Raw genomic sequence first — 21,473 nt, 5'->3', positions numbered from 1 at the left:
GGGTTCTGAACCATGAGAGTGAATTTGCTATGAAAAATATAGCTGCCCGCGCAGATATTGCTTGGGCTAGAGCCTCATTAGGCTTGATTTTTGTTGCGACGCTGGGCGCCTGCTCTGCGCCGCGTGGGGTGACCACGGCGGTGTATGACTTCGGCCCGGGCGTGGTGGAGCCGCAGCCGCAGAACCGCATGGCGCCCTTGCCCTTGTTGGTGATGGCCGATGTGCAGGCCCCGCTTGCGCTGGAGGGCTCGGCAGTGCTCTACCGCCTCAACTACACCGATGGCCAGCTGTTGCGCCCCTATGCCCAAGCCCGCTGGAGCATGCCGCCTGCGCAGCTACTGCGCCAGCAACTGCGGGCCACACTGAGCGCACAGCGCCCGATCCTCAATGCGAACGAAGGTGGCCCCAGCCCTGCAGGGGCGCTGGTGTTGCGCATGGAGCTCGAAGAGTTCAGCCAGCTGTTCGACAGCCCGCAGGCCAGCCGCGGCGTGCTGCGGGTGCGGGCCACCTTGCTCCGTGCAGGTCCAGGGGGCGAAAGCCTGGTGGCGCAGCGCACTGTAGTGGCCAGCAGCCCCGCACCCACGCCCGATGCGGCCGGTGGTGTGCGCGCCTTGACCGTAGCGGCCCAGTCCGCGATCACACAGCTTGACGACTGGGTGCAGCAAACCCAAGCCGCCTTGCCCACCAGACCCTGAACCCACGGGCGAAGCCATGGCTGAACTTCTGACCTTGCAATCCCTGCCGCTGTTTCCGCTCAACACGGTGCTTTATCCCGGTGGCAGTTTGCAGCTGCAGATTTTCGAGGTGCGCTACCTGGACCTCATCGGCCGGTGCCACAAAACGGGAGCCCCTTTCGGCGTGGTCTCGTTGACCCAGGGGCAAGAGGTGCGGCGCCCCGAGGCTTCCGGCGACGGGTTTGCGAACGAAGCGTTTGTGGACATCGGCACCCTGGCGACCGTGACTGAGTTTTCGGCACCGCAAGCGGGCTTGATGCTGGTGCGCTGCACGGCGGGCGAGCGCTTTCGCATTACCCGGCGCGAGCGCCTCAAGCACGGTTTGTGGGTGGCGGATGTGCAAGGCCTGCCGCCTGATCGCACCATGCCGGTGCCGGACGATTTGAAAGTAGTGTCCAAAGCGCTGGAGTCGCTGTTGGAGAACCTGAGCCTGCGCAACGGAGCGGCAGAGCTGCCGGTGCAGCCGCCTTACCAGTTTGACGACTGCGCCTGGGTCGCCAACCGGTGTTGCGAGTTGCTGCAGCTCCCGCCAGAGCTGCGCCAAGGGCTGATGCAGCTCGACAACCCCTTGCTCCGCCTGGAGCTGGTGGGCGACTTTTTAAACCGCCACGGCATAGCAGACACCTGAGCCTGCGCAGGCCGCTTATGGGCCGCCGAGCACCGGGAAGAGCTTGGTCAGCCCGTCGCTCATCACCTCGACGGCCAAGGCCGCCAGAATCAGTCCCATCAGCCGGGTCATCACATTGATGCCGGTTTTGCCCAGAAAACGCGCAATCGGTTGTGCCAGCGAGAAGCACAGAGCGGTGGCCAGCGCGATCACCACGCCGTACCCGACCAGGGTGCCGAGTTGGAAAAACGTTTTCGCCTTGTCGGCATAAATCACCACGGTGGACATGGTGGCCGGGCCGGTCAGCAGCGGAATTGTGAGTGGCACGACCGCAATGCTGGCACCCATGGCGGCCTTCTCTGCGCCATCCTGCAGTTCGTGGCTGCTTGGTTTGGCTTCGGCGGGTTGCGCGTTCAGCATGTTCAAGGCACTGGTCAGCAGCAACATACCGCCGCCCACCTGGAAGCTGGCCAGCGAAATGCCGAAAAACTCCAGAATCTGCAAGCCCAGCAATGCGCTGACCGCAATCACCACAAAGGCGCTGAACGAGGACACCCAGATAGTGTTGCGCCGTTGGGCCCCGGAGAATCCTTGGGTGTAGTGGATGAAAAATGGCACGATGGCCAGCGGGTTCACGATGGCCAGCAGGGTCACCAGAGGTTTAAGGTCCATAGCTCGGTCCGGTTGGTGCTGCCGGGAGCGGCAGAGGCACGGATAGTAATGCACCCGGGCAGTGCGCGCATCGGTAAAACCTGCTACACCTGCGATCCATTCTTTGGCGGAGCGCGCACGATGCAACACACGTTTTTGACCTGGCTGTTTACCGGAATGGCATGGGCGGCCGGCGCGCAAGCCGCCGACTATGCAGGCCCTATTTTTGATGCCCATTTGCACTACAACGTGGAGGCACAGCAAGCCCATCCCTTGGACGACGTGCTCGCCCGCATGCAGCGCAGCGGGGTGCGGGCGGTGCTGGCCAACTCCCGCCCCAATGACGGCACCCGCACCTTGGCGTCAGCCGGTGCTTTGACGCAGGCGGCCGGCGTCACGGTGGTTCCGCTGGTTCGCCTCTACCGGGACCGCGCCGACTACGACAACTGGTTTCGCGACCCGACGATTGCCACCATGGTGGATATGGAATTGGCGCGGGGCACGGCGGCGGGCCCTTACCGGGGGCTGGGCGAGTTCCACCTCTATGACAGCGCCAATGCCAGCGGCCCGGTGGCAGTGCAGTTGATGGCGCGGGCCGAGCGCGAAGGGCTGGTGGTGCTGGCGCATGTAGACGACATCGCCATCGATGGCCTGTTGAGTGCCACCCCCTCCGGCGGTGCGCGCAGCCGGCTCATTTGGGCGCACACCGGCATAGGTGGTGTACCGGTTGAGAGGGTGCGCGCCTTGCTGCGCAAGTACCCGGGTTTGATGGGGGAGCTGTCTTACCGCCCGGGGCTGACCTGCACCACCGGATCGGCCCCCGTGCTATGCCCCGAGTGGCGGGCTTTGTTGCTGGAGTTTCCGGACCGGTTCGTGATCGGCTCCGACACCTGGGTCAACCAGCGCTGGCAGTATTACGAAGCGCTGATGTCCGAGTACCGCGCCTGGCTGGGCGGCTTGCCGCCTGCTGTGGCCCGCAAAATTGCATGGGGCAATGCGGCGGCGCTCTTCGGCTTGCCGCCTGAGCCCGCCGCACGGCCGTGAGGCGAGACCGCTGTCAGCGCCCGCCGGCGACATCCAGCAGCGCGCCTGTGGTGTAGCTGGACTGTGCGCTCAAGAGCCACACGATGCTGGCGGCGACCTCCTCGGCGCGACCGGGGCGCTGCATGGGCACCTGGGGCGCTAGCCGCCGGGCCCGGTCCGGTTGTCCGCCCGAAGCGTGGATGTCGGTGTCAATGATTCCGGGGCGCACCGCATTCACCCGGATGCCTTCAGTCGCCACTTCGCGCGCCAGGCCTATGGTGAAACTGTCGATCGCACCCTTGCTGGCCGCATAGTCCACGTACTGCCCGGGCGAGCCCAGGGTAGCGGCCACGCTGGAGAGGTTCACGATGCTGCCGCCTTCACCGCCGCAGCGGGTGCTCATGCGGCGCACGGCTTCGCGGGCACACAGCATGCTGCCCAACACGTTGGTGTTGAGCATGCGGCGCATGCGCTCTGCACTCATTTCGGCCACACGACAGGCATGGTCCACCACCCCGGCGTTGTTGACCAGCCCGGTGATGCGGCCAAGTTTGGCATCGACTTTGTCAAACATGGCGAGTACCTGGGCCTCTTCGGCCACATCGGCCTGTACCGTGATCGCGGTCCCGCCCTGCTGGCGAATCTGGCGCACCACCTCGTCGGCCGCCAGTGAGTTGTGTGCGTAGTTGACGGCGACGGCATAGCCGGCATTCGCTGCCGCCAAAGCCGTAGCGGCACCGATACCGCGGGAGCCACCGGTGATGAGAACAATAGATTGCATGGTGCCCATGGTAAAGCGCACGCCGTTTTTTGGCTTACGCTTGTGGCTTACTGCCGCAACGACGGCATTCAATGGTCAATCCGGAGGACTTTATGGCAAATTGGATCGTAGGAATGCGCCGCGCAGCGGCATGGGGTGTGCGTATGGCCGTGGCATCGGCTTTCATGGTCACGGCAGCACAGGCCCAGACCGGGCCGGTGCGGATTCTGGTCGGCTTTCCTGCTGGCGGGGGAACTGACGCGATTGCCCGCACCTTGGCGGACAAACTCAAAGACCAGCTCGGTGTGCCGGTGGTGGTGGAGAACAAGGCCGGTGCAGGCGGCCAGATTGCGGCCCAAAGCCTCAAAGCAGCAGCGCCCGATGGCAACACGCTGTTTTTGACCCACGATCACACGATCTCCATCTTGCCGCAGGTGGTCAAGAACCCCGGTTTTGACCCGGCCAAAGACTTTGTTCCGGTCGCTGGTTTCGCTACCTTTGTGAATGCTTTGGCGGTGTCTGGCGGCACCCCCGCCAAATCGACGGCCGAGTACGTGGCCTGGGTGCGCACCCAGGGCGGGAAGGGCACGCTGGGGGTGCCGGCGCCGGCCTCCACACCGGAGTTTCTGGTCAAGGTGCTGGGCGAGAAATACAAGCTGGACCTGGTGGCCGCCCCGTACCGCGGCAGCGCGCCGATGATGGCCGATATGCTGGGCAACCAAATTGCGGCTGGCGTGGGCTCTGTGCCGGACTTCATTGAAAACCACAAGGCCGGAAAAATCCGCATTGTGGCGGTGCTCGGTGGCAACCGCCAGGCGATCCTGCCGGATGTGCCCACATTCAGCGAGCTCGGCTTAGGCGGTTTGGAAGACATGCCGTACTACGGGCTGTTTGCTCCGGCCGGCACACCCAAAGTGGCCATCGACAAGGTCTCGGACGCGCTGGCCAAAGTGCTGGCACAGCCCGACGTGAAAGACCACCTCACCGCCATGGGCCTGACGGTGGGTTTCATGAACTCGCAGCAACTCGCCAAGCGTGAGCAGGCGTACACCCAGGTCTGGGCGAAGCTGATCAAAGCCAGCGGCTTTCAGGTGCAGTAAACAGCGCACGCCATGTCAGGACATCCCATGGGCAGCACGATCACTCTCACCTGTGCCGACGGCACTTCCATTCCTGCCTATGTGGCCACGCCTGTCGCGACCCCGCGTGGGGGCTTGGTCTTGTTGCAAGAAATCTTCGGCGTGAACACCCACATCCGGGCCGTGGCAGACAGCTACGCCACCGATGGCTACTTGGTGGTGGCGCCTGCCATGTTTCACCGGGTGCAAGCCGGCGTCGAGCTGGGCTATAGCCCGGATGATGTGGCCACCGGTGTTGCACTCAAGGTACGCACCGAGGCGTTGCCGCCTCCCGGCCCCCTGCAAGATGTGCAGGCCGCGGTGGAGGCTGCGCGCAGTGCCGGCAAGGTGGCGGTGATGGGTTACTGCTGGGGCGGCTGGCTGGCTTGGCGTGCAGCCGAACAGGTGCCGGGCTTGGCCGGGGCGGTGCCTTATTACGGCGGCGGCATGACAACACCGGTCGAGGCCGAGCGCACGCCCGCATGCCCGGTGCTGGCGCATTTCGGCGAGCAGGACCACGCCATTCCCTTGGCCGCGGTGCAGGCGTTCACTCTGGCGCAGCCGGGAGTGGAGGTGCATCTCTATCCGGCTCAGCATGGCTTCAACTGCGACCAGCGCGGCGCGTACCAGGCCGAGGCCGCTGCGCTCGCGCGGCAGCGCACGCTGGCTTTTTTGCGCACCCACGTCGGTTGACGAGTGGGGCGCCGGTGCCCTAAACCAGGCTACCGGTTGGTGCGCGCGAGGTAGCGCTTGCGCCAGAAGACGAGGGCCAATGCAGCCGCCGTCAGGCCCATCGCCCCCAAAATCCACCAGAAGCCGCCTTGCTGGTGCAGCAGGGGGATGAAGTCGAAGTTCATCCCGAAAATACCGGCCATCAAATTCAGCGGCAAAAAGATAGCGGTCAGCACCGTGAGCGTGCGCATGATGTCGTTGGTGCGGCTGCCTTGCACGCTGAAGTGCATTTGCACGGCAGTCTCCACGCTTTGCTCGAGGCGACGCACGTGGTGGACTACCCGCTCAATATGCTCCAGCACATCGCGGCTGCGTACCTCCAGAAGCTCGCGCTCGCGGGCATCGGCGGGGCCCGTCGTCTCCGGCCAGGTCTTGATGGCTTCTATCCAATCCTGAATGCTGGAGCGCTGCTCTTCGCACACATCATCGAGCTGGTGCAAGGCCATGCGGGCCTCCAGCAGGGAGGTCCAGTTGGTGAAGCGGGTGCGGGGGCTCAAGAGCTCGTTTTGCCAGTGGTCGAGCTGTTGTGTGAGTTCGCGGCGCAGTGCGAGGTAGCCATCCACCATTGAGTTCACGATGCGCAGCATCAAGTCGGCGGGGCTGGTGGGCTGACGGGCGCCTGCGGCGCGCGGCTCGGCGGCAGGTGTTGTCTGCAGCAGTTTGTCGGCATAGGCATCGCGCACAGTGCAGTCGTCGGGGTGCACAGAGAGCAGCACGTTGTCAAACACCGCAAACCCGACCGGGCTGGTGTCGATGCGTCGCAAGATGGGCGGGCCGCTCAAGCGCGGCGGAGTGCCTTCTGCCTTGGGCGCATTCAGGGGCAGGGTGCCGGTGCTGCCGGCGACCAGGCGCCTGAACACCAGCAGGTCGTATTGGGAGGTGTAGTCGTAGTGCGACGGCAGCTGCTTGTTGATCAGGTCGGAGATGTGCAGATCGACCAGTTGCTCGCCGCACAAGTGTTGCAGGGCGGCTTGGACGCGCGCTTGTTCCACTTCAAATTCGGGGCGGCTGCAGGCAATCCACACATAGCCCGAGCCTTTCAGGTCAGCGGCAGGCAGCTGCTCTAAATCTGCGCTTTCACGGACATGGCCGGGCTCAATGTGGAAGATGCGCATGGCTTCAGGCGCGCAGTGCCCGCGCTGCATCGATCGCGAAATAGGTCAGGATGCCGTCGGCGCCCGCGCGTTTGAACGCCAGCAGGCTCTCGAGCATGACCGCATCGTGGTCCAGCCAGCCGTTGAGGGCGGCGGCCTTGAGCATCGCGTATTCCCCGCTCACCTGATAGGCGAAGGTAGGAATCCTGAACTCGTCCTTGACGCGGCGCACGACGTCCAGATAGGGCATGCCGGGTTTGACCATCACCATGTCCGCCCCTTCGGCAATATCCATGGCCACTTCGCGCAGGGCCTCGTCGCTATTGGCCGGGTCCATTTGATAGGCCTTTTTGTTGCCTTTGCCGAGGTTGCCCGCCGAGCCCACCGCATCGCGGAAGGGGCCGTAAAACGCGCTGGCGTACTTGGCGCTGTAGGCCATGATGCGGGTGTGGGTCAGCTTTTCGGCTTCCAGGGCGGTACGGATGGCACCGATGCGGCCGTCCATCATGTCGCTCGGCGCCACGATATCAACTCCCGCGCGCGCTTGGGTCAGCGCCTGTTGCACCAGTTGGGCAGTGGTCTCTTCGTTCAGGATGTAGCCGTTTTCTTCGGGCCGGGTGTCCGGAATGCCGTCTTGACCGTGGGTGGTAAACGGGTCCAGAGCTACGTCGGTCATGACGCCCAGATCGGGGAATTCCTTTTTCAAGGCCCGCACCACGCGAGGGACCAGGCCATCCGGATTCAGGGCCTCTGCACCATCATAGGTTTTGAGCGACGCATCGACGACCGGAAACAAGGCCATGACGGGAATGCCCAGCTTCACACATTGCTCAGCGACCGGCAGCAGCAAATCGAGGCTGAGTCGTTCCACGCCGGGCATGGATGCAATTGGCACGCGCTGTGCTTGTCCATCCACCACAAAGACCGGGTAGATCAGGTCATGGGCGGTCAAGGCGTTTTCGCGCACCAGATTGCGGGAGAAACTATCGCGGCGCAAGCGGCGCGGGCGTCCGGCGGGGAAGGGGGCATAGGGGGTCATTCCCAAAATTGTGCCCGAAAGCGGCCGGCCCACGGGGTTGACCAACCAGTCAATTTGCTGAATACCTCAGCGAAGTGGAGGGGTATTTCCCGAAATTGCTTGTCACACCACCGCAACATTGCTAAATTCAACTCCGGATAGCTTGCTATCCCCCGCTTTCCTCCCTGAGCGGGGCCTTGATGTGTGACAGCAAAAAAGGCTTACCACCCCAGCCGTGTGCTGGGGTTTTTTTTGCCTGTAGCAAACGCAACCGTCCCGCTACACTTTGGTCATGCTCTGGATCAAAGCCTTTCACATTGTTTTCATCGCCAGCTGGTTTGCCGGCCTGTTTTATCTTCCCCGCATTTTTGTGAACTTGGCCATGGTGCCCTCCGGCTCGGATGCCGAGCGAGCCCGCCTGTTGCTGATGGCACGTAAATTGTTGCGATTCACCACCCTGTTGGCTGTGCCAGCCTTGGGGCTGGGCCTGTATCTTTGGTTGGGTTATGGCATCGGGCGTGGGCCGGGCAATGGCTGGATGCACGCCAAGCTGGCTTTGGTGCTGCTGGCCATTGGCTACCACCACGGATGCTCGGTGATGTTGCGCAAGTTGGAAGCCGGCCTGAGCCAGCGCAGCCATGTGTTTTTCCGGTGGTTCAACGAGATCCCGGTGCTGTTGCTGACCGCAATCGTTGTTTTGGTGGTGGTCAAGCCGTTCTGACGGTATCGAACCGTGCACAAATCCACCGCATGGCCACTTGCCGCTCTGTATGCGGCACTGGTCGCGTATGCGAGTTTGTTCCCCTTTGTAGAGTGGCGCGACCAGGGAATTGCCAGCTGGGAGTTTTTGCTGGCACCACTGCCCCGGTATTGGACCGGTTTTGATGTCGCGATCAACATTGCAGGCTATGTGCCCTTAGGGGGGCTGGTCGTTCTTGGCGCTTTGCGCTCGGGGTGGCCACGTATCTCCGTGTGGCTGGCGCCGCTGGGGGTCATGTTGCTGTCGCTGCTGATGGAAGCCTTGCAGAGCTACTTGCCTTTGCGGGTGCCCTCTCGGGAAGACTTTCTGTTGAATTCACTGGGCGCTGCTTGCGGTGCAGCCATCGCTTTTGTGTTGCAAAGGGCCGGTGCTATCGATCGGTGGAACCAAGTGCGTAGCCGCTGGTTTGTGTCGCATTCCCGCGGCGGAATTGTGTTGCTTTCCACCTGGCCCCTCGGTTTGTTGTTCCCGTCTTCGGTGCCTTTGGGCTTGGGTCAGGTAGTGACCCGGGTAGAGGAGATGTTACGCAGTGCGCTGCTGGACTCTGAGTTTGAACGCTGGTTGCCCGAAGGACCTACGGAATGGCCCGCCTTGGCTCCAAGCACAGAGTTGCTATGCGTTGCGTTGGGTTTGCTGATCCCTTGTCTGCTGGGTTTTTGTATTGTGCGGGCCCGGTGGCGACGTGTGGTGGTCGTGGTGGTGACGACTACTTCGGCGGTGTTGGTCACCGCTTTGTCGGCTGCTTTGAGTTGGGGCCCCGGCCATGCCTGGGCTTGGCTGGATTTGCCGACGCAAATCGGCATGCTGGCGGGGGCTGGCTTGGCGTTGTTGCTGGTACTGGTGTCATGGCGCGTCAGTGCGGCCGTGGCACTGTTGGCGCTGGGGGTCTATTTGAGTCTGTTGAATCAGGCGCCTGAAAGTCCATACTTCGCACAGACCCTGCAGTTGTGGGAACAGGGGCGGTTTATCCGGTTCAATGGTCTGGCGCAATGGGTGGGGTGGCTCTGGCCTTATGTGGCGTCCTTGTATCTTCTGGGGCAAATCGCGCGCAGAGATACTAAAACCTAAAATCAGCGCATGACTGATTCCACCACTTCCGCCCCCTCCTATTACGAACGCCATATTTTCTTTTGCCTGAACGAGCGAAAGAACGGTGAAGACTGCTGTGCGCACCACAACGCCCAAGAGGGTTTTGACAAGTGCAAGCAACTTGTCAAAGAGGCCGGACTGGCGGGCCCCGGCAAAGTCCGTGTCAACAAAGCGGGCTGCTTGGACCGCTGTGCCGGTGGCCCGGTGGCGGTGGTGTATCCCGAAGCGGTTTGGTACTCGTTTGTGGACGGGCAGGATATTGAAGAGATTGTGGAGTCGCACCTTAAGAACGGCAAAGTCGTTGAGCGACTGCTGACACCCGCCCACCTGGGTCGCTGATTACCGCGTATTCGATAGTTGGCGCCCTCATCTTTTGCGGGTGCCGCTATAAAAATAATAGCAAAATGAATTCTTCTACCCAAAAGTTCCAGATGGCGGGTCCGGCCGGTTCGCTGGAGGGGCTGGTTGACGAGCCTTCGAATCCACCCTTTGATGCCCCGCGCGGTACGGTGGTGATCGCTCACCCCCATCCTTTGTTCGGCGGCACCATGGACAACAAAGTGGTCCAGACGCTGGCCCGGGCGTTTGTTCAGGCCGGATGGCGTGCGGTTCGTTTCAATTTTCGGGGTGTCGGCGCTAGTGAAGGCGTCTATGACCACGGCAACGGGGAGTTGCAAGATTTCCTAGCGGTAGTGCAGCACATGGCCCCTGAAGGAAAGCTCTCGCTGGCCGGTTTTTCATTTGGCGCGTTTGTGACCAGCCATGCGCTGCTTGCATTGGCCGCGCGTGAGCCTGAGCAGGTGGTGCTGGTCGGTACGGCTGCGAGCCGCTTTGCCGTGGCCCCCGTTGCACCCGACTTTCATGACCGCACGTTGGTGCTGCACGGCGAGCAAGACGACACTGTGCCGTTAGCGGGTGTGATGAATTGGGCCCGGCCGCAGAGCTTGCCGGTGACGGTCGTGCCCGGGGGCGGACACTTCTTTCATGGACAATTGCCATTACTGCGCAACATTGTGGCGCGCCATCTGCGTGGCTGACGCTGCGCCAGCTCTCTCGGGTTACTCCCAGCGCTTTCTCGACACTTTTTTCTCCAACCTGACTGAACTATGAAACTATTGATTGCCTCCGTTTTGGCGGCCCTGAGCTTTGCGGTGGCCGCTGAAGCCCCGCGCCCGCCGGAAGTGGCTGCACGCGCCTATTTGTTGATGGACGTCACTGCGAATCAAATCCTGGCATCCAAAGATCTGGACATGCCGGTGGAGCCAGCCTCGCTCACCAAGCTGATGACAGCGTATCTGGTGTTCGACGCATTGCGATCCAAGAAGATTGATCTTAAGCAGACCTTCCCCGTGAGTGAGCGTGCCTGGAAGATGCCCGGCTCCCGGATGTTCATCGACCCCAAGATGCAAGTGCCAGTGGAGGATTTGATCAAAGGCATGATCGTGCAGAGCGGAAACGATGCCACGATGGCGCTGGCAGAGGGCGTTGGCGGCTCCTTGGAGCGCTTTGTCCAAATGATGAATGAGCAGGCCAAGGTCCTTGGCATGAAGAATACGGGCTACAAAAACCCCGAAGGCCTTACTGAAGCAGGGCACACGACGACGGCCCGGGACTTGAGCATTTTGGCGATGCGCTTGATGAGTGACTTCCCTGATTTCGTGCACTTTTACGCGATCAAAAAGTACCGCTACCCCGGCACACCGGCCGCCAACGATAGCAACCGCAACCTGCTGTTGTTCCGTGATCCGACGGTCGACGGGCTGAAGACGGGCCATACCGCAGCTGCGGGTTATTGCCTTGTGGCCACTGCCAAACGTGATTTCCCGGCCTTAGTGACTGCCGGTGCGCCCGCTGGTTCGCCTGCCGCTGCGGGGAGCCGCCGGTTGCTGTCGATTGTTTTGGGTACGGAGAGCGAAAGCGCGCGTGCGAACGAGTCACAAAAGCTGCTCAATTGGGGTTACACCGCCTATGAGGCGGTCAAGTTGTACGACGCGGGTGCTGCGGTGGTGACGCCCAAGGTCTGGAAGGGTGCCGAGTCGGCTGTCAAGGTCGGTCGTCCGCAAGGCGTGATCGTGGCGGTGCCTGCCGGAAGCGGCGCGCAACTAAAAACCGAAGTAGTGCGCAACGAGCCGATTGTGGCGCCGGTCGCCAAAGGGCAAGTGCTGGGCACTTTGAAGGTCCGCTCCGGTGAGCAAGTTGTTGCCGAGGTGCCTTTGGTGGCACTGGATGCCGTCGAGCAAGCGGGCGTCATTGGCCGCACGTGGGATGCCTTGCGCCTCTGGATTCGCTGAAGATCAGGCCATAGTTTGCGTGTAAACCCTTGTTCTGCTACATTAGAAGGCTTTTCGGAATTTCCGAAGGGATTCACGTTTTCGTAATATTCAAACGTTTAGGGACGTTTTTCAATGCCAACCATTAACCAACTCGTGCGTCAAGGCCGTGAGGTCGAGACCATCAAGTCGAAGAGCCCTGCTATGCAGAACTCTCCGCAGCGTCGCGGTGTATGCACACGTGTGTACACAACGACTCCTAAAAAGCCTAACTCCGCTCTGCGTAAAGTTGCCAAAGTGCGCTTGACCAACGGTTTTGAGGTGATCTCTTACATCGGCGGTGAAGGCCACAACTTGCAGGAACACAGCGTTGTGCTGGTTCGCGGCGGTCGTGTCAAGGACTTGCCAGGTGTGCGTTACCACATCGTTCGCGGTTCTTTGGACTTGCAAGGCGTGAAAGATCGCAAGCAATCCCGCTCCAAGTACGGTGCTAAGAAGCCAAAGGCTAAATAAGCCCTGTAGGTTCGAATTTTCGGTGCTGTTTCCCCGCGTGGCGCGGAGATACGGCGAAGTGACCCGAAACCCGGAATTGTCCGAGTGGGTCGAGTAAGTGGGGGTTTTGATTAACTCTCGCGGTATCTGAAAAGATACCAACTGAAGCAATATGAGGTGAAATATGCCACGTCGTCGCGAAGTCCCTAAACGTGAAATCCTGCCGGATCCCAAGTTCGGCAATGTAGAGCTGTCCAAATTCATGAACGTGATCATGGAAGGCGGCAAAAAAGCGGTTGCAGAGCGCATCATTTACGGCGCTTTGGACCTGATCGGCAAGAAGCACCCCGATAAAGATCCCCTGGAAGCATTCACTGTTGCTATCAACAACGTGAAGCCCATGGTGGAAGTGAAGTCCCGCCGCGTCGGTGGCGCAAACTACCAGGTGCCTGTGGAAGTGCGCCCTGTCCGCCGCTTGGCTTTGTCCATGCGCTGGATCAAGGAAGCCGCCCGCAAGCGTGGTGAGAAGTCCATGGCACAGCGTCTGGCCAACGAAATGTTGGAAGCCACTGAAGGCCGTGGCGGCGCCATGAAGAAGCGCGACGAAGTGCACCGCATGGCTGAAGCCAACAAGGCCTTCTCTCACTTCCGTTTCTAATCATCGGAAACTGCGGCTTTCAGGGTCGTGGTCAGCAATGCAGCGCCATCGCGCTGTCATGTGGCTGACTCACACTCTGAAAGTCGTTTGTTTTGCTGCGTAGCGCAGCAAACCCCCTCAAGAATTTGATCAACCAAGGATCCACCATGGCTCGCACTACCCCCATTGAGCGCTACCGCAATATCGGTATTTCCGCGCACATTGACGCCGGCAAAACCACCACGACCGAGCGTATTCTTTTCTACACCGGCGTGAACCACAAAATCGGCGAAGTGCACGATGGCGCGGCCACGATGGACTGGATGGAGCAGGAACAAGAGCGCGGTATCACGATTACCTCTGCCGCTACGACTTGCTTCTGGAAGGGGATGGACACGTCCTTCCCTGAGCACCGTATCAACATCATTGACACTCCCGGGCACGTTGACTTCACGATTGAAGTGGAGCGTTCTATGCGCGTGCTGGACGGCGCTTGCATGGTGTACTGCGCTGTGGGCGGCGTTCAGCCCCAGTCTGAAACCGTGTGGCGTCAGGCTAACAAATACAAAGTGCCTCGTTTGGCATTTGTAAACAAGATGGACCGTACAGGCGCCAACTTCTTCAAGGTCGTGGACCAGATGAAATTGCGCTTGAAGGCTAATCCTGTGCCGATCGTGATCCCAATCGGTGCTGAAGAAAACTTCACCGGCGTGGTGGATCTGCGCAAGATGAAGGCCATCATCTGGGACGAAGCTTCCCAGGGCATGAAGTTCACCTTCGAAGAAATCCCTGCTGACCTCGTAAGCGTTGCTAAAGAGTGGCGCGAAAAGATGGTCGAAGCTGCTGCTGAGGCGTCTGAAGAATTGATGAACAAGTACCTCGAAGAAGGCGACTTGACTGAAGCAGAAATTACCGGTGGCCTGCGTACTCGTACCATCAACGGTGAAATTCAGCCGATGTTGTGCGGCACCGCGTTCAAGAACAAGGGTGTTCAGCGCATGTTGGACGCTGTGATCGAATTGATGCCATCTCCTTTGGACGTGAAGGCCATCAAGGGCTTCGACGAAGAAGAGAAGGAAATCACCCGCAAGGCCGACGACAACGAAAAGTTTGCAGCATTGGCATTCAAGCTGATGACCGATCCGTTCGTGGGTCAATTGACATTCGTACGCGTTTACTCCGGCGTTCTTAAAAAGGGCGACACTGTTTACAACGCAGTGCGCGGCAAGAAAGAGCGTATCGGCCGTATCGTGCAGATGCACGCTAACAACCGTGAAGAAGTGGATGAAATCCGCGCTGGTGACATCGCTGCCTGCGTGGGTCTTAAAGACGTCACGACCGGTGAGACATTGTGCGACCCCGCTGCGGTGATCACCTTGGAGCGCATGGTGTTCCCTGATTCCGTGATTCGTCAGGCCGTGGAGCCGAAGTCCAAGGCTGACCAGGAAAAAATGGGCTTGGCTCTGTCGCGTCTCGCTGCGGAAGATCCGTCTTTCCGTGTGCAAACTGACGAAGAGTCCGGTCAGACCATCATCGGTGGTCAGGGCGAGCTGCACCTTGAAATTATCGTGGACCGCATGAAGCGCGAGTTTGGCGTGGAAGCCAACGTAGGTAAGCCCCAGGTTGCCTATCGCGAAACCATTCGCAAGAGCGTCTCCGATGTCGAAGGCAAGTTCGTTCGCCAGTCCGGTGGTAAGGGTCAATACGGTCACGTGGTGTTGACAGTTGAGCCTAACGAAGCCGGCAAGGGCTTCGAATTCGTCGATGCGATCAAGGGCGGTGTGGTTCCTCGCGAATACATCCCTGCGGTTGAAAAGGGCGTGATCGAAGCTTTGAACCAAGGTGTTTTGGCTGGCTACCCCGTAGTGGACGTGAAGGTTACTTTGACTTTCGGTTCTTACCACGACGTGGACTCGAACGAAAACGCGTTCAAGATGGCCGCTATCTTCGGTTTCAAGGAAGGCTGCCGCAAGGCCAACCCTGTGATCTTGGAGCCTATGATGGCTGTGGAAGTCGAAACTCCGGAAGACTATGCCGGTAACGTGATGGGTGACTTGTCTTCCCGTCGCGGTATGGTGCAGGGTATGGACGACATGGTCGGTGGTGGCAAGGCGATCAAGGCTGAAGTTCCACTGTCTGAAATGTTTGGTTACTCCACCACATTGCGTTCGATGTCTCAAGGCCGTGCGACTTACACCATGGAATTCAAGCACTACGCTGAAGCTCCTCGTAACGTGTCTGAAGCCATCATGGCTGCTCGCGCAAAATAAAAATCTCTTGTCTGCGACGGTGTGCCGCCCTGTTCCTCGTGCGGGGCGAACCAGCAACACCGTGCAGACGTAAAACCAACACACGGGATTAGCTCTTTGGAGATTTGAAAAATGGGTAAAGAAAAATTCACACGTACCAAGCCACACGTCAACGTTGGCACCATTGGTCACGTGGACCACGGCAAGACCACACTGACAGCGGCTATCACCACTGTGTTGGCAGCCAAGTTTGGTGGATCCGCCAAAGCGTACGACCAGATCGACGCAGCACCTGAAGAAAAAGCACGCGGCATTACCATCAACACTGCACACGTTGAGTACGAAACCGCCAACCGCCACTACGCACACGTGGATTGCCCCGGGCACGCTGACTATGTGAAGAACATGATCACTGGCGCGGCACAAATGGACGGCGCTATTCTGGTTTGCTCCGCAGCTGACGGCCCAATGCCCCAGACACGTGAGCACATCTTGTTGGCTCGTCAAGTGGGCGTGCCTTACATCATCGTGTTCCTGAACAAGTGCGATATGGTTGACGACGCTGAGTTGTTGGAACTGGTCGAAATGGAAGTTCGCGAACTCCTGTCCAAGTACGACTTCCCAGGCGACGACACCCCCATCATCCACGGTTCCGCCAAGCTCGCCATGGAAGGCGACAAGGGTGACCTGGGCGAAGGCGCGATCATGAAGTTGGCTGACGCACTTGACTCCTACATCCCCCTGCCAGAGCGCGCAGTGGACGGCGCATTCCTGATGCCCGTGGAAGACGTGTTCTCGATCTCCGGTCGCGGCACCGTGGTGACAGGTCGCGTTGAGCGCGGTATCATCAAGGTTGGCGAAGAAATCGAAATCGTTGGTATCGCCGACACACAAAAGACCACCTGCACAGGCGTCGAAATGTTCCGCAAGCTGCTCGACCAAGGTCAAGCAGGCGATAACGTCGGTATCCTGTTGCGCGGCACCAAGCGCGAAGACGTGCAGCGCGGCCAAGTGCTGTGCAAGCCCGGTTCGATCAAGCCACACACCCACTTCACTGGCGAAATCTACGTTTTGTCCAAGGACGAAGGCGGACGTCACACTCCTTTCTTCAACAACTACCGTCCCCAGTTCTACTTCCGTACTACGGACGTGACCGGTGCGATCGAGTTGCCAGAAGGCAAAGAAATGGTGATGCCTGGTGACAACGTGTCCATCACTGTGAAGTTGATCAACCCCATCGCCATGGAAGAAGGCCTGCGTTTCGCTATTCGCGAAGGCGGTCGTACCGTGGGCGCCGGCGTGGTTGCCAAAATCATCGCGTAATTCGCACATTAAGGAATTACGATGGCCGCCAAACAAAAAATCCGCATCCGCCTGAAGGCGTTTGACTACAAGCTGATCGATCAATCGGCAGCTGAAATCGTTGACACTGCAAAGCGCACCGGCGCGATTGTCAAAGGCCCCGTGCCTTTGCCAACACGCATGAAGCGCTTCGACATCCTGCGTTCACCTCACGTGAACAAGGCCAGTCGTGACCAGTTCGAAATCCGCACTCACCAGCGTTTGATGGACATCGTGGATCCAACGGACAAAACCGTTGATGCACTGATGAAACTCGACCTGCCCGCAGGCGTGGACGTAGAAATCAAGTTGCAGTAATCGAATTGAGGCCCCGTTACTGCGGGGCCTTTTTAGGCGAACGGCTGAGCACTTGCGCACTCCGCAAGTGCAGGCTATACTCGCTGGCTCTGCGTGGAGACGCGCGGGGTTTTATTAACAGTCTCCCAAGTAAAAAACATTGCAGCCAATTGAAGTTGCAATGGTTGGGAGTTACGGAGAAAACAATGAGTCTTAGCAATCACTTAGGGTTGCTGGGTCGCAAAGTTGGCATGATGCGTCTATTCACGGACGACGGGGACGCTGTTCCTGTTACCGTGGTGGATGTGTCTAACAATCGTGTGACACAGGTGAAAACCCAAGAGAACGACGGCTATGTAGCCTTGCAGGTTACATTTGGTGCACGCAAAGGTTCGCGTATTACCAAGCCCGTCGCAGGCCATTTGGCCAAAGCTGGCGTTGAAGCCGGCGAAATCATTCAAGAGTTCCGCGTTACTGCTGAATCTGCTGCAAAGTACGCAACTGGCGCCACCGTGCCAGTGACCGACATTTTTGCTGTGGGTCAAAAAGTGGATGTGCAGGGCACTTCGATTGGTAAAGGCTACGCCGGTACCATCAAGCGTCACAACATGTCCTCGCAGCGCGCATCCCACGGTAACAGCCGTTCGCACAATGTGCCCGGTTCTATCGGTATGGCTCAAGATCCCGGTCGCGTGTTTCCTGGTAAGCGCATGACTGGTCACCTGGGTGATGCCACCGTGACAACTCAAAACCTCGACGTGGTTCGTGTTGACGAAGCTCGCCAGCTGTTGTTGATCAAGGGTGCTATCCCTGGATCCAAGGGCGGTTTCGTGACCGTGCGTCCTGCAGTCAAAGCCAAAGCCTCTAAAGGAGCGAACTGATGCAAGTCGAACTCCTGAATGAGCAAGGTCAGGCAACTTCCAAATACGACGCTCCTGAAGCAGTTTTTGGTCGTGACTACAACGAAGATCTGGTGCACCAAGTGGTCGTGGCCTTCCAGGCCAACGCTCGTCAAGGTACACGTGCACAAAAAGACCGTGAACAGGTCAAGCACAGCACTAAGAAGCCTTTCAAGCAAAAGGGAACCGGTCGCGCTCGCGCTGGTATGACCTCCTCGCCACTGTGGCGCGGCGGCGGTCGTATCTTCCCGAACATGCCTGATGAAAACTTCGGCCAGAAGATCAACAAGAAGATGTACCGCGCAGGTATGGCATCTATCTTGTCTCAACTGGTTCGCGAAGGCCGTTTGGCCGTGGTGGATTCCCTGAAAGTGGAATCTCCCAAGACCAAGGCTTTGGCTGCGAAGTTCAAGGCAATGAATTTGGAATCCGTGTTGGTGATCGCTGATGAGGTTGATGAAAACCTGTATCTGGCATCCCGTAACCTGGTGAATGTTCTGGTGGTTGAGCCCCGTTATGCTGACCCCCTGTCTTTGGTTCACTACCGCAAGGTGTTGGTGACAAAGGCTGCCATGGACACACTCAAGGAGATGTTTGCATGAGCCACGGTCCCAATCTGACCAAATTCGACGAAGGTCGTTTGATGCAAGTGCTCGTCGCTCCCATCGTGTCCGAAAAGGCCACCATGGTTGCTGAAAAGAGCAATGCTGTGACTTTCAAGGTGCTGCAAGACGCTACCAAGTATGAAATCAAGGCCGCTGTGGAATTGATGTTCAAGGTCGAGGTAAAAGGCGTTTCTGTGGTGAACACCAAGGGCAAGACCAAGCGTTTCGGTAAGTCTGTTGGCCGTCGCGACAATGTTCGCAAAGCTTACGTGACACTGAAGCCAGGTCAAGAGCTGAACCTCGGCGGGGAGGCTGCGTAATCATGGCTGTCATTAAAATGAAACCAACTTCCCCAGGCCGTCGTGGCGTGGTGAAGATTTCGCGTGACCACCTGCACAAGGGTGCTCCCCACGCTGCTTTGTTGGAACCACAATTCCAGCAAGCCGGTCGTAACAACAACGGCCACATCACCACCCGTCATAAGGGCGGTGGTCACAAGCATCACTACCGTGTGGTGGATTTCGTCCGTAACAAGGATGGCATCCCTGCGAAGGTTGAGCGCATTGAGTACGATCCAAACCGTTCCGCGCACATCGCTCTGGTGTGCTACGCAGACGGCGAGCGCAAGTACATCATTGCTCCTCGTGGCCTGGAAGTCGGCGCGACCATTCAAAACGGTTCCGAAGCTCCTATCCGCGTCGGTAACACATTGCCTATTCGCAACATTCCAGTGGGTTCCATCATTCACTGCGTAGAGTTGCAAGTTGGCAAGGGTGCTCAAATCATCCGTTCCGCTGGTACATCTGCTACTTTGCTGGCTCGCGAGGGCACCTACGCTCAAGTGCGTGTGCGTTCTGGCGAAGTCCGCAAGATCCACATCGACTGCCGCGCGACCATCGGTCAAGTAGCAAACGAAGAGCACAGCCTGCGCCAGTTGGGCAAGGCCGGTGTGAAGCGTTGGATGGGTATTCGCCCAACCGTTCGTGGCGTGGTGATGAACCCTGTTGACCACCCGCACGGTGGTGGTGAAGGCAAGACCGGTGAAGGCCGTCATGCAGTCGATCCTTGGGGTAATCTGACCAAGGGCTACCGTACCCGTAACAACAAGCGCACGCAGGTCATGATCGTGTCGCGTCGCAAGAAGTAAGGGGTAGGTAAATGACTCGTTCACTGAAAAAAGGTCCATTCGTCGACCATCACCTGATTGCCAAGACCGAAAAGGCCGTGGCAAACAAGGACAAGAAGCCGATTAAGACTTGGTCCCGTCGCTCCATGATCCTGCCCGAGTTCATCGGCTTGACCATTGCTGTGCATAACGGCAAACAGCACGTGCCTGTCTATATCACCGATCAAATGGTTGGCCACAAGTTGGGTGAGTTCGCGCTCACACGTACTTTCAAGGGTCACCCTGCGGACAAAAAAGTCCAGAAGAAATAAGGAGGTGACCATGGAAACTCGTGCAACCCTTCGTGGCGTCCGTTTGTCTGTTGACAAAGGTCGTCTGGTCGCGGACCTGATCCGTGGCATGAAAGTTGATCAAGCTCTGAACATCTTGCAATTCACACAGAAAAAAGCTGCTGTGATCATCAAGAAGGTTTTGGAGTCCGCAATTGCCAACGCCGAACACAACGACGGCGCAGACATCGACGAATTGAAGGTTAAAACCATCTACGTCGAGCAAGGTGCTTCGCTGCGTCGCTTCACCGCGCGCGCAAAGGGCCGTGGCAATCAAATCCGCAAACCCACGTGCCACGTGTACGTGACGGTTGGAAACTGAAAGAGGCCAGGAAGATATGGGACAAAAAATCCACCCAACCGGCTTTCGTTTGGCGATCAGCCGTAACTGGTCTTCTCGCTGGTACGCAAGCAACCGTGATTTCGCCGGCATGTTGTCGGAAGACATCAAGGTTCGCGAGTACCTGAAGGCCAAGCTGAAAAACGCTTCGGTTTCGCGCATTCTGATTGAGCGTCCTGCCAAGAACGCACGTATCACCATTTTCTCGGCTCGTCCGGGCGTGGTGATCGGCAAGAAGGGCGAAGACATCGAAAACTTGAAGCGTGACCTGGGCAAGCAATTGGGCGTGCCAGTGGCAGTGAACATCGAAGAAGTGCGCAAGCCCGAAATCGATGCGAAGCTGATCGCTGACAGCATTACCCAGCAGCTCGAAAAGCGCATCATGTTCCGTCGCGCCATGAAGCGCGCCATGCAAAACGCTATGCGTTTGGGCGCTTTGGGTATCAAGATCATGTCGTCCGGCCGTTTGAACGGTATCGAAATTGCACGTACTGAGTGGTACCGTGAAGGCCGAGTGCCTTTGCACACTCTGCGCGCAGACATCGATTACGGAACTTCTGAAGCTAAGACAACTTACGGCATCATTGGCGTGAAAGTTTGGGTTTACAAGGGTGACACCTTGGGCCGTAACGATCTGCCAGCAGCCGTTGAGCCCCGTGCTGAAGAAGAGCGTCGTCCTCGCGGCCCACGCCGTGATGACCGCGGTGCGCGTCCAGGCGCTGCACCTCGTGGCGCCCGTCGTCCGGTCGGTAGCAATGCCGCTCCCGCTGATGGCAGCGACAAGCCCGCTGAAGCACTTGGTGCTGACGCTAAAACCGCCGTTAAGCGCGTTCGCAAAGTCGCCGCGCCAGCTGCAGCAGCTGACGGTAAAGGAGAATAATCATGTTGCAACCCGCTCGCCGGAAATACCGCAAAGAGCAAAAGGGCCGTAACACTGGAGTCGCAACCCGCGGAAGCTCGGTTGCCTTTGGTGACTTCGGTCTGAAATGTACTGACCGCGGCCGTCTGACGGCTCGCCAGATTGAAGCTGCACGTCGTGCAATTTCCCGTCACGTGAAGCGTGGCGGCCGTATCTGGATCCGCGTGTTCCCTGACAAGCCGATCTCCCAGAAGCCTGCTGAAGTGCGTATGGGTAACGGTAAAGGTAACCCCGAGTACTACGTGGCTGAGATTCAGCCCGGCAAGATCGTGTTTGAGATCGTCGGCGTGCCCGAAGAACTCGCTCGCGAAGCTTTCCGTTTGGCTGCTGCAAAGCTGCCATTGCGTACGACATTTGTCAGCCGCATGATCGGCCAGTAATTC

General features: G+C 58.8%; 27 protein-coding genes. 23 read left to right on the top strand and 4 right to left on the bottom strand.

Annotated elements, in window-relative coordinates; translation table 11 throughout:
• The first annotated feature begins 29 nt into the window (after nt 1-29).
• Both RAE19_RS08260 and RAE19_RS08255 read left to right on the top strand, forming a co-directional pair.
• On the top strand, nt 30-695 hold the full coding sequence (locus tag RAE19_RS08260) for an ABC-type transport auxiliary lipoprotein family protein (RefSeq protein WP_313874421.1): 666 nt from the start codon (nt 30-32) through the stop codon (nt 693-695).
• A gap of 16 nt (nt 696-711) precedes the next feature.
• Complete coding sequence (locus tag RAE19_RS08255) at nt 712-1,362, top strand: LON peptidase substrate-binding domain-containing protein (protein ID WP_313874420.1); 651 nt, start codon at nt 712-714, stop codon at nt 1,360-1,362.
• Between the two features lie 15 nt (nt 1,363-1,377).
• On the opposite strand, the gene RAE19_RS08250 is transcribed toward RAE19_RS08255, so the two are convergent.
• Nucleotides 1,378-2,013 (bottom strand): MarC family protein, encoded by a 636-nt coding sequence (locus RAE19_RS08250; RefSeq protein WP_313874419.1) that lies wholly within the window; start codon nt 2,011-2,013, stop codon nt 1,378-1,380.
• 120 nt (nt 2,014-2,133) lie between these two features.
• On the opposite strand from RAE19_RS08250, the gene RAE19_RS08245 reads away from it, so the two are divergent.
• Entirely contained in the window at nt 2,134-3,036 is a 903-nt protein-coding gene (locus tag RAE19_RS08245; RefSeq protein ID WP_313874418.1) for an amidohydrolase family protein, read from the top strand.
• Nucleotides 3,037-3,049: 13 nt separating this feature from the next.
• On the opposite strand, the gene RAE19_RS08240 is transcribed toward RAE19_RS08245, so the two are convergent.
• Nucleotides 3,050-3,796 carry an SDR family oxidoreductase gene (locus RAE19_RS08240; RefSeq protein WP_313874417.1) on the bottom strand — a complete coding sequence of 249 codons (747 nt, stop codon included), beginning with the start codon at nt 3,794-3,796 and terminating at the stop codon, nt 3,050-3,052.
• Nucleotides 3,797-3,939: 143 nt separating this feature from the next.
• On the opposite strand from RAE19_RS08240, the gene RAE19_RS08235 reads away from it, so the two are divergent.
• Nucleotides 3,940-4,875 (top strand): Bug family tripartite tricarboxylate transporter substrate binding protein, encoded by a 936-nt coding sequence (locus tag RAE19_RS08235; RefSeq protein ID WP_313876202.1) that lies wholly within the window; start codon nt 3,940-3,942, stop codon nt 4,873-4,875.
• A gap of 27 nt (nt 4,876-4,902) precedes the next feature.
• Nucleotides 4,903-5,586 (top strand): dienelactone hydrolase family protein, encoded by a 684-nt coding sequence (locus tag RAE19_RS08230; RefSeq protein WP_313876201.1) that lies wholly within the window; start codon nt 4,903-4,905, stop codon nt 5,584-5,586.
• Between the two features lie 29 nt (nt 5,587-5,615).
• Here RAE19_RS08230 and RAE19_RS08225 read toward each other — a convergent pair whose 3' ends face one another.
• Both RAE19_RS08225 and hemB read right to left on the bottom strand, forming a co-directional pair.
• Nucleotides 5,616-6,740 (bottom strand): magnesium transporter CorA family protein, encoded by a 1,125-nt coding sequence (locus RAE19_RS08225; RefSeq protein WP_313874416.1) that lies wholly within the window; start codon nt 6,738-6,740, stop codon nt 5,616-5,618.
• 4 nt (nt 6,741-6,744) lie between these two features.
• Nucleotides 6,745-7,758: a porphobilinogen synthase gene (gene hemB / locus RAE19_RS08220; protein ID WP_313874415.1), complete on the bottom strand. Its 1,014-nt coding sequence runs from the start codon at nt 7,756-7,758 to the stop codon at nt 6,745-6,747.
• A 271-nt stretch (nt 7,759-8,029) separates the two neighbouring features.
• Here hemB and RAE19_RS08215 point away from each other — a divergent pair, with 271 nt between their 5' ends.
• From RAE19_RS08215 to rplP, 18 genes are all read left to right on the top strand, one after another.
• A complete protein-coding gene (locus tag RAE19_RS08215) occupies nt 8,030-8,458 on the top strand; it encodes a CopD family protein (protein ID WP_313874414.1) in 429 nt (142 codons plus the stop codon).
• Nucleotides 8,459-8,470: 12 nt separating this feature from the next.
• A complete protein-coding gene (locus RAE19_RS08210) occupies nt 8,471-9,565 on the top strand; it encodes a VanZ family protein (RefSeq protein ID WP_313874413.1) in 1,095 nt (364 codons plus the stop codon).
• A gap of 9 nt (nt 9,566-9,574) precedes the next feature.
• Nucleotides 9,575-9,925, top strand: a complete 351-nt coding sequence (locus RAE19_RS08205; RefSeq protein WP_313874412.1) for a (2Fe-2S) ferredoxin domain-containing protein — start codon at nt 9,575-9,577, stop codon at nt 9,923-9,925.
• Between the two features lie 65 nt (nt 9,926-9,990).
• A complete protein-coding gene (locus RAE19_RS08200) occupies nt 9,991-10,623 on the top strand; it encodes an alpha/beta hydrolase (RefSeq protein WP_313874411.1) in 633 nt (210 codons plus the stop codon).
• Nucleotides 10,624-10,692: 69 nt separating this feature from the next.
• The gene (locus RAE19_RS08195) at nt 10,693-11,877 is read left to right on the top strand and encodes a D-alanyl-D-alanine carboxypeptidase family protein (RefSeq protein ID WP_313874410.1); all 1,185 of its coding nucleotides are present in this window, start codon (nt 10,693-10,695) and stop codon (nt 11,875-11,877) included.
• Between the two features lie 114 nt (nt 11,878-11,991).
• The gene (gene rpsL / locus RAE19_RS08190) at nt 11,992-12,369 is read left to right on the top strand and encodes a 30S ribosomal protein S12 (RefSeq protein WP_011466063.1); all 378 of its coding nucleotides are present in this window, start codon (nt 11,992-11,994) and stop codon (nt 12,367-12,369) included.
• A 163-nt stretch (nt 12,370-12,532) separates the two neighbouring features.
• Nucleotides 12,533-13,006, top strand: coding sequence for a 30S ribosomal protein S7 (gene rpsG, locus RAE19_RS08185; RefSeq protein ID WP_313874409.1), 474 nt, complete (start codon nt 12,533-12,535; stop codon nt 13,004-13,006).
• Between the two features lie 146 nt (nt 13,007-13,152).
• Entirely contained in the window at nt 13,153-15,255 is a 2,103-nt protein-coding gene (gene fusA / locus RAE19_RS08180) for an elongation factor G (protein WP_313874408.1), read from the top strand.
• 111 nt (nt 15,256-15,366) lie between these two features.
• A complete protein-coding gene (tuf, locus tag RAE19_RS08175; protein ID WP_313874245.1) occupies nt 15,367-16,557 on the top strand; it encodes an elongation factor Tu in 1,191 nt (396 codons plus the stop codon).
• 21 nt (nt 16,558-16,578) lie between these two features.
• Nucleotides 16,579-16,893: a 30S ribosomal protein S10 gene (rpsJ, locus tag RAE19_RS08170; protein WP_068674876.1), complete on the top strand. Its 315-nt coding sequence runs from the start codon at nt 16,579-16,581 to the stop codon at nt 16,891-16,893.
• 185 nt (nt 16,894-17,078) lie between these two features.
• Entirely contained in the window at nt 17,079-17,753 is a 675-nt protein-coding gene (rplC, locus tag RAE19_RS08165) for a 50S ribosomal protein L3 (RefSeq protein ID WP_313874407.1), read from the top strand.
• On the top strand, nt 17,753-18,373 hold the full coding sequence (gene rplD / locus RAE19_RS08160; RefSeq protein WP_087495492.1) for a 50S ribosomal protein L4: 621 nt from the start codon (nt 17,753-17,755) through the stop codon (nt 18,371-18,373). The genes rplC and rplD overlap by 1 nt, the downstream gene beginning before the upstream one ends.
• Nucleotides 18,370-18,696 (top strand): 50S ribosomal protein L23, encoded by a 327-nt coding sequence (gene rplW / locus RAE19_RS08155; RefSeq protein ID WP_087495491.1) that lies wholly within the window; start codon nt 18,370-18,372, stop codon nt 18,694-18,696. The genes rplD and rplW overlap by 4 nt, the downstream gene beginning before the upstream one ends.
• A 2-nt stretch (nt 18,697-18,698) precedes the next feature.
• Nucleotides 18,699-19,523 carry a 50S ribosomal protein L2 gene (gene rplB / locus RAE19_RS08150; RefSeq protein WP_313874406.1) on the top strand — a complete coding sequence of 275 codons (825 nt, stop codon included), beginning with the start codon at nt 18,699-18,701 and terminating at the stop codon, nt 19,521-19,523.
• Nucleotides 19,524-19,534: 11 nt separating this feature from the next.
• Complete coding sequence (gene rpsS / locus RAE19_RS08145) at nt 19,535-19,813, top strand: 30S ribosomal protein S19 (protein ID WP_313874405.1); 279 nt, start codon at nt 19,535-19,537, stop codon at nt 19,811-19,813.
• Between the two features lie 10 nt (nt 19,814-19,823).
• Nucleotides 19,824-20,153 carry a 50S ribosomal protein L22 gene (rplV, locus tag RAE19_RS08140; RefSeq protein WP_313874404.1) on the top strand — a complete coding sequence of 110 codons (330 nt, stop codon included), beginning with the start codon at nt 19,824-19,826 and terminating at the stop codon, nt 20,151-20,153.
• 16 nt (nt 20,154-20,169) lie between these two features.
• The gene (rpsC, locus tag RAE19_RS08135; RefSeq protein WP_296511047.1) at nt 20,170-21,051 is read left to right on the top strand and encodes a 30S ribosomal protein S3; all 882 of its coding nucleotides are present in this window, start codon (nt 20,170-20,172) and stop codon (nt 21,049-21,051) included.
• 2 nt (nt 21,052-21,053) lie between these two features.
• A complete protein-coding gene (rplP, locus tag RAE19_RS08130; protein ID WP_068836220.1) occupies nt 21,054-21,470 on the top strand; it encodes a 50S ribosomal protein L16 in 417 nt (138 codons plus the stop codon).
• The last annotated feature ends 3 nt before the right edge of the window (nt 21,471-21,473 follow it).

It is taken from the genome of Rhodoferax potami, from assembly GCF_032193805.1.
GTDB lineage: Bacteria > Pseudomonadota > Gammaproteobacteria > Burkholderiales > Burkholderiaceae_C > Allorhodoferax > Allorhodoferax potami_A.
The sequence above is the reverse complement of the archived record's forward strand: the minus strand, read 5'-3'. Positions and strand labels throughout refer to the sequence as shown.

What these genes read in the sequence shown, in the direction of transcription:
- RAE19_RS08260 (WP_313874421.1), top strand. Translation starts at nt 30, where the DNA reads ATGAAAAATATAGCTGCCCGCGCAGATATTGCTTGGGCTAGAGCCTCA.
- RAE19_RS08255 (WP_313874420.1), top strand. Translation starts at nt 712, where the DNA reads ATGGCTGAACTTCTGACCTTGCAATCCCTGCCGCTGTTTCCGCTCAAC.
- RAE19_RS08250 (WP_313874419.1), bottom strand. Translation starts at nt 2,013, where the DNA reads ATGGACCTTAAACCTCTGGTGACCCTGCTGGCCATCGTGAACCCGCTG.
- RAE19_RS08245 (WP_313874418.1), top strand. Translation starts at nt 2,134, where the DNA reads ATGCAACACACGTTTTTGACCTGGCTGTTTACCGGAATGGCATGGGCG.
- RAE19_RS08240 (WP_313874417.1), bottom strand. Translation starts at nt 3,796, where the DNA reads ATGCAATCTATTGTTCTCATCACCGGTGGCTCCCGCGGTATCGGTGCC.
- RAE19_RS08235 (WP_313876202.1), top strand. Translation starts at nt 3,940, where the DNA reads ATGGCCGTGGCATCGGCTTTCATGGTCACGGCAGCACAGGCCCAGACC.
- RAE19_RS08230 (WP_313876201.1), top strand. Translation starts at nt 4,903, where the DNA reads ATGGGCAGCACGATCACTCTCACCTGTGCCGACGGCACTTCCATTCCT.
- RAE19_RS08225 (WP_313874416.1), bottom strand. Translation starts at nt 6,740, where the DNA reads ATGCGCATCTTCCACATTGAGCCCGGCCATGTCCGTGAAAGCGCAGAT.
- hemB (WP_313874415.1), bottom strand. Translation starts at nt 7,758, where the DNA reads ATGACCCCCTATGCCCCCTTCCCCGCCGGACGCCCGCGCCGCTTGCGC.
- RAE19_RS08215 (WP_313874414.1), top strand. Translation starts at nt 8,030, where the DNA reads ATGCTCTGGATCAAAGCCTTTCACATTGTTTTCATCGCCAGCTGGTTT.
- RAE19_RS08205 (WP_313874412.1), top strand. Translation starts at nt 9,575, where the DNA reads ATGACTGATTCCACCACTTCCGCCCCCTCCTATTACGAACGCCATATT.
- RAE19_RS08200 (WP_313874411.1), top strand. Translation starts at nt 9,991, where the DNA reads ATGAATTCTTCTACCCAAAAGTTCCAGATGGCGGGTCCGGCCGGTTCG.
- RAE19_RS08195 (WP_313874410.1), top strand. Translation starts at nt 10,693, where the DNA reads ATGAAACTATTGATTGCCTCCGTTTTGGCGGCCCTGAGCTTTGCGGTG.
- rpsL (WP_011466063.1), top strand. Translation starts at nt 11,992, where the DNA reads ATGCCAACCATTAACCAACTCGTGCGTCAAGGCCGTGAGGTCGAGACC.
- rpsG (WP_313874409.1), top strand. Translation starts at nt 12,533, where the DNA reads ATGCCACGTCGTCGCGAAGTCCCTAAACGTGAAATCCTGCCGGATCCC.
- fusA (WP_313874408.1), top strand. Translation starts at nt 13,153, where the DNA reads ATGGCTCGCACTACCCCCATTGAGCGCTACCGCAATATCGGTATTTCC.
- tuf (WP_313874245.1), top strand. Translation starts at nt 15,367, where the DNA reads ATGGGTAAAGAAAAATTCACACGTACCAAGCCACACGTCAACGTTGGC.
- rpsJ (WP_068674876.1), top strand. Translation starts at nt 16,579, where the DNA reads ATGGCCGCCAAACAAAAAATCCGCATCCGCCTGAAGGCGTTTGACTAC.
- rplC (WP_313874407.1), top strand. Translation starts at nt 17,079, where the DNA reads ATGAGTCTTAGCAATCACTTAGGGTTGCTGGGTCGCAAAGTTGGCATG.
- rplD (WP_087495492.1), top strand. Translation starts at nt 17,753, where the DNA reads ATGCAAGTCGAACTCCTGAATGAGCAAGGTCAGGCAACTTCCAAATAC.
- rplW (WP_087495491.1), top strand. Translation starts at nt 18,370, where the DNA reads ATGAGCCACGGTCCCAATCTGACCAAATTCGACGAAGGTCGTTTGATG.
- rplB (WP_313874406.1), top strand. Translation starts at nt 18,699, where the DNA reads ATGGCTGTCATTAAAATGAAACCAACTTCCCCAGGCCGTCGTGGCGTG.
- rpsS (WP_313874405.1), top strand. Translation starts at nt 19,535, where the DNA reads ATGACTCGTTCACTGAAAAAAGGTCCATTCGTCGACCATCACCTGATT.
- rplV (WP_313874404.1), top strand. Translation starts at nt 19,824, where the DNA reads ATGGAAACTCGTGCAACCCTTCGTGGCGTCCGTTTGTCTGTTGACAAA.
- rpsC (WP_296511047.1), top strand. Translation starts at nt 20,170, where the DNA reads ATGGGACAAAAAATCCACCCAACCGGCTTTCGTTTGGCGATCAGCCGT.
- rplP (WP_068836220.1), top strand. Translation starts at nt 21,054, where the DNA reads ATGTTGCAACCCGCTCGCCGGAAATACCGCAAAGAGCAAAAGGGCCGT.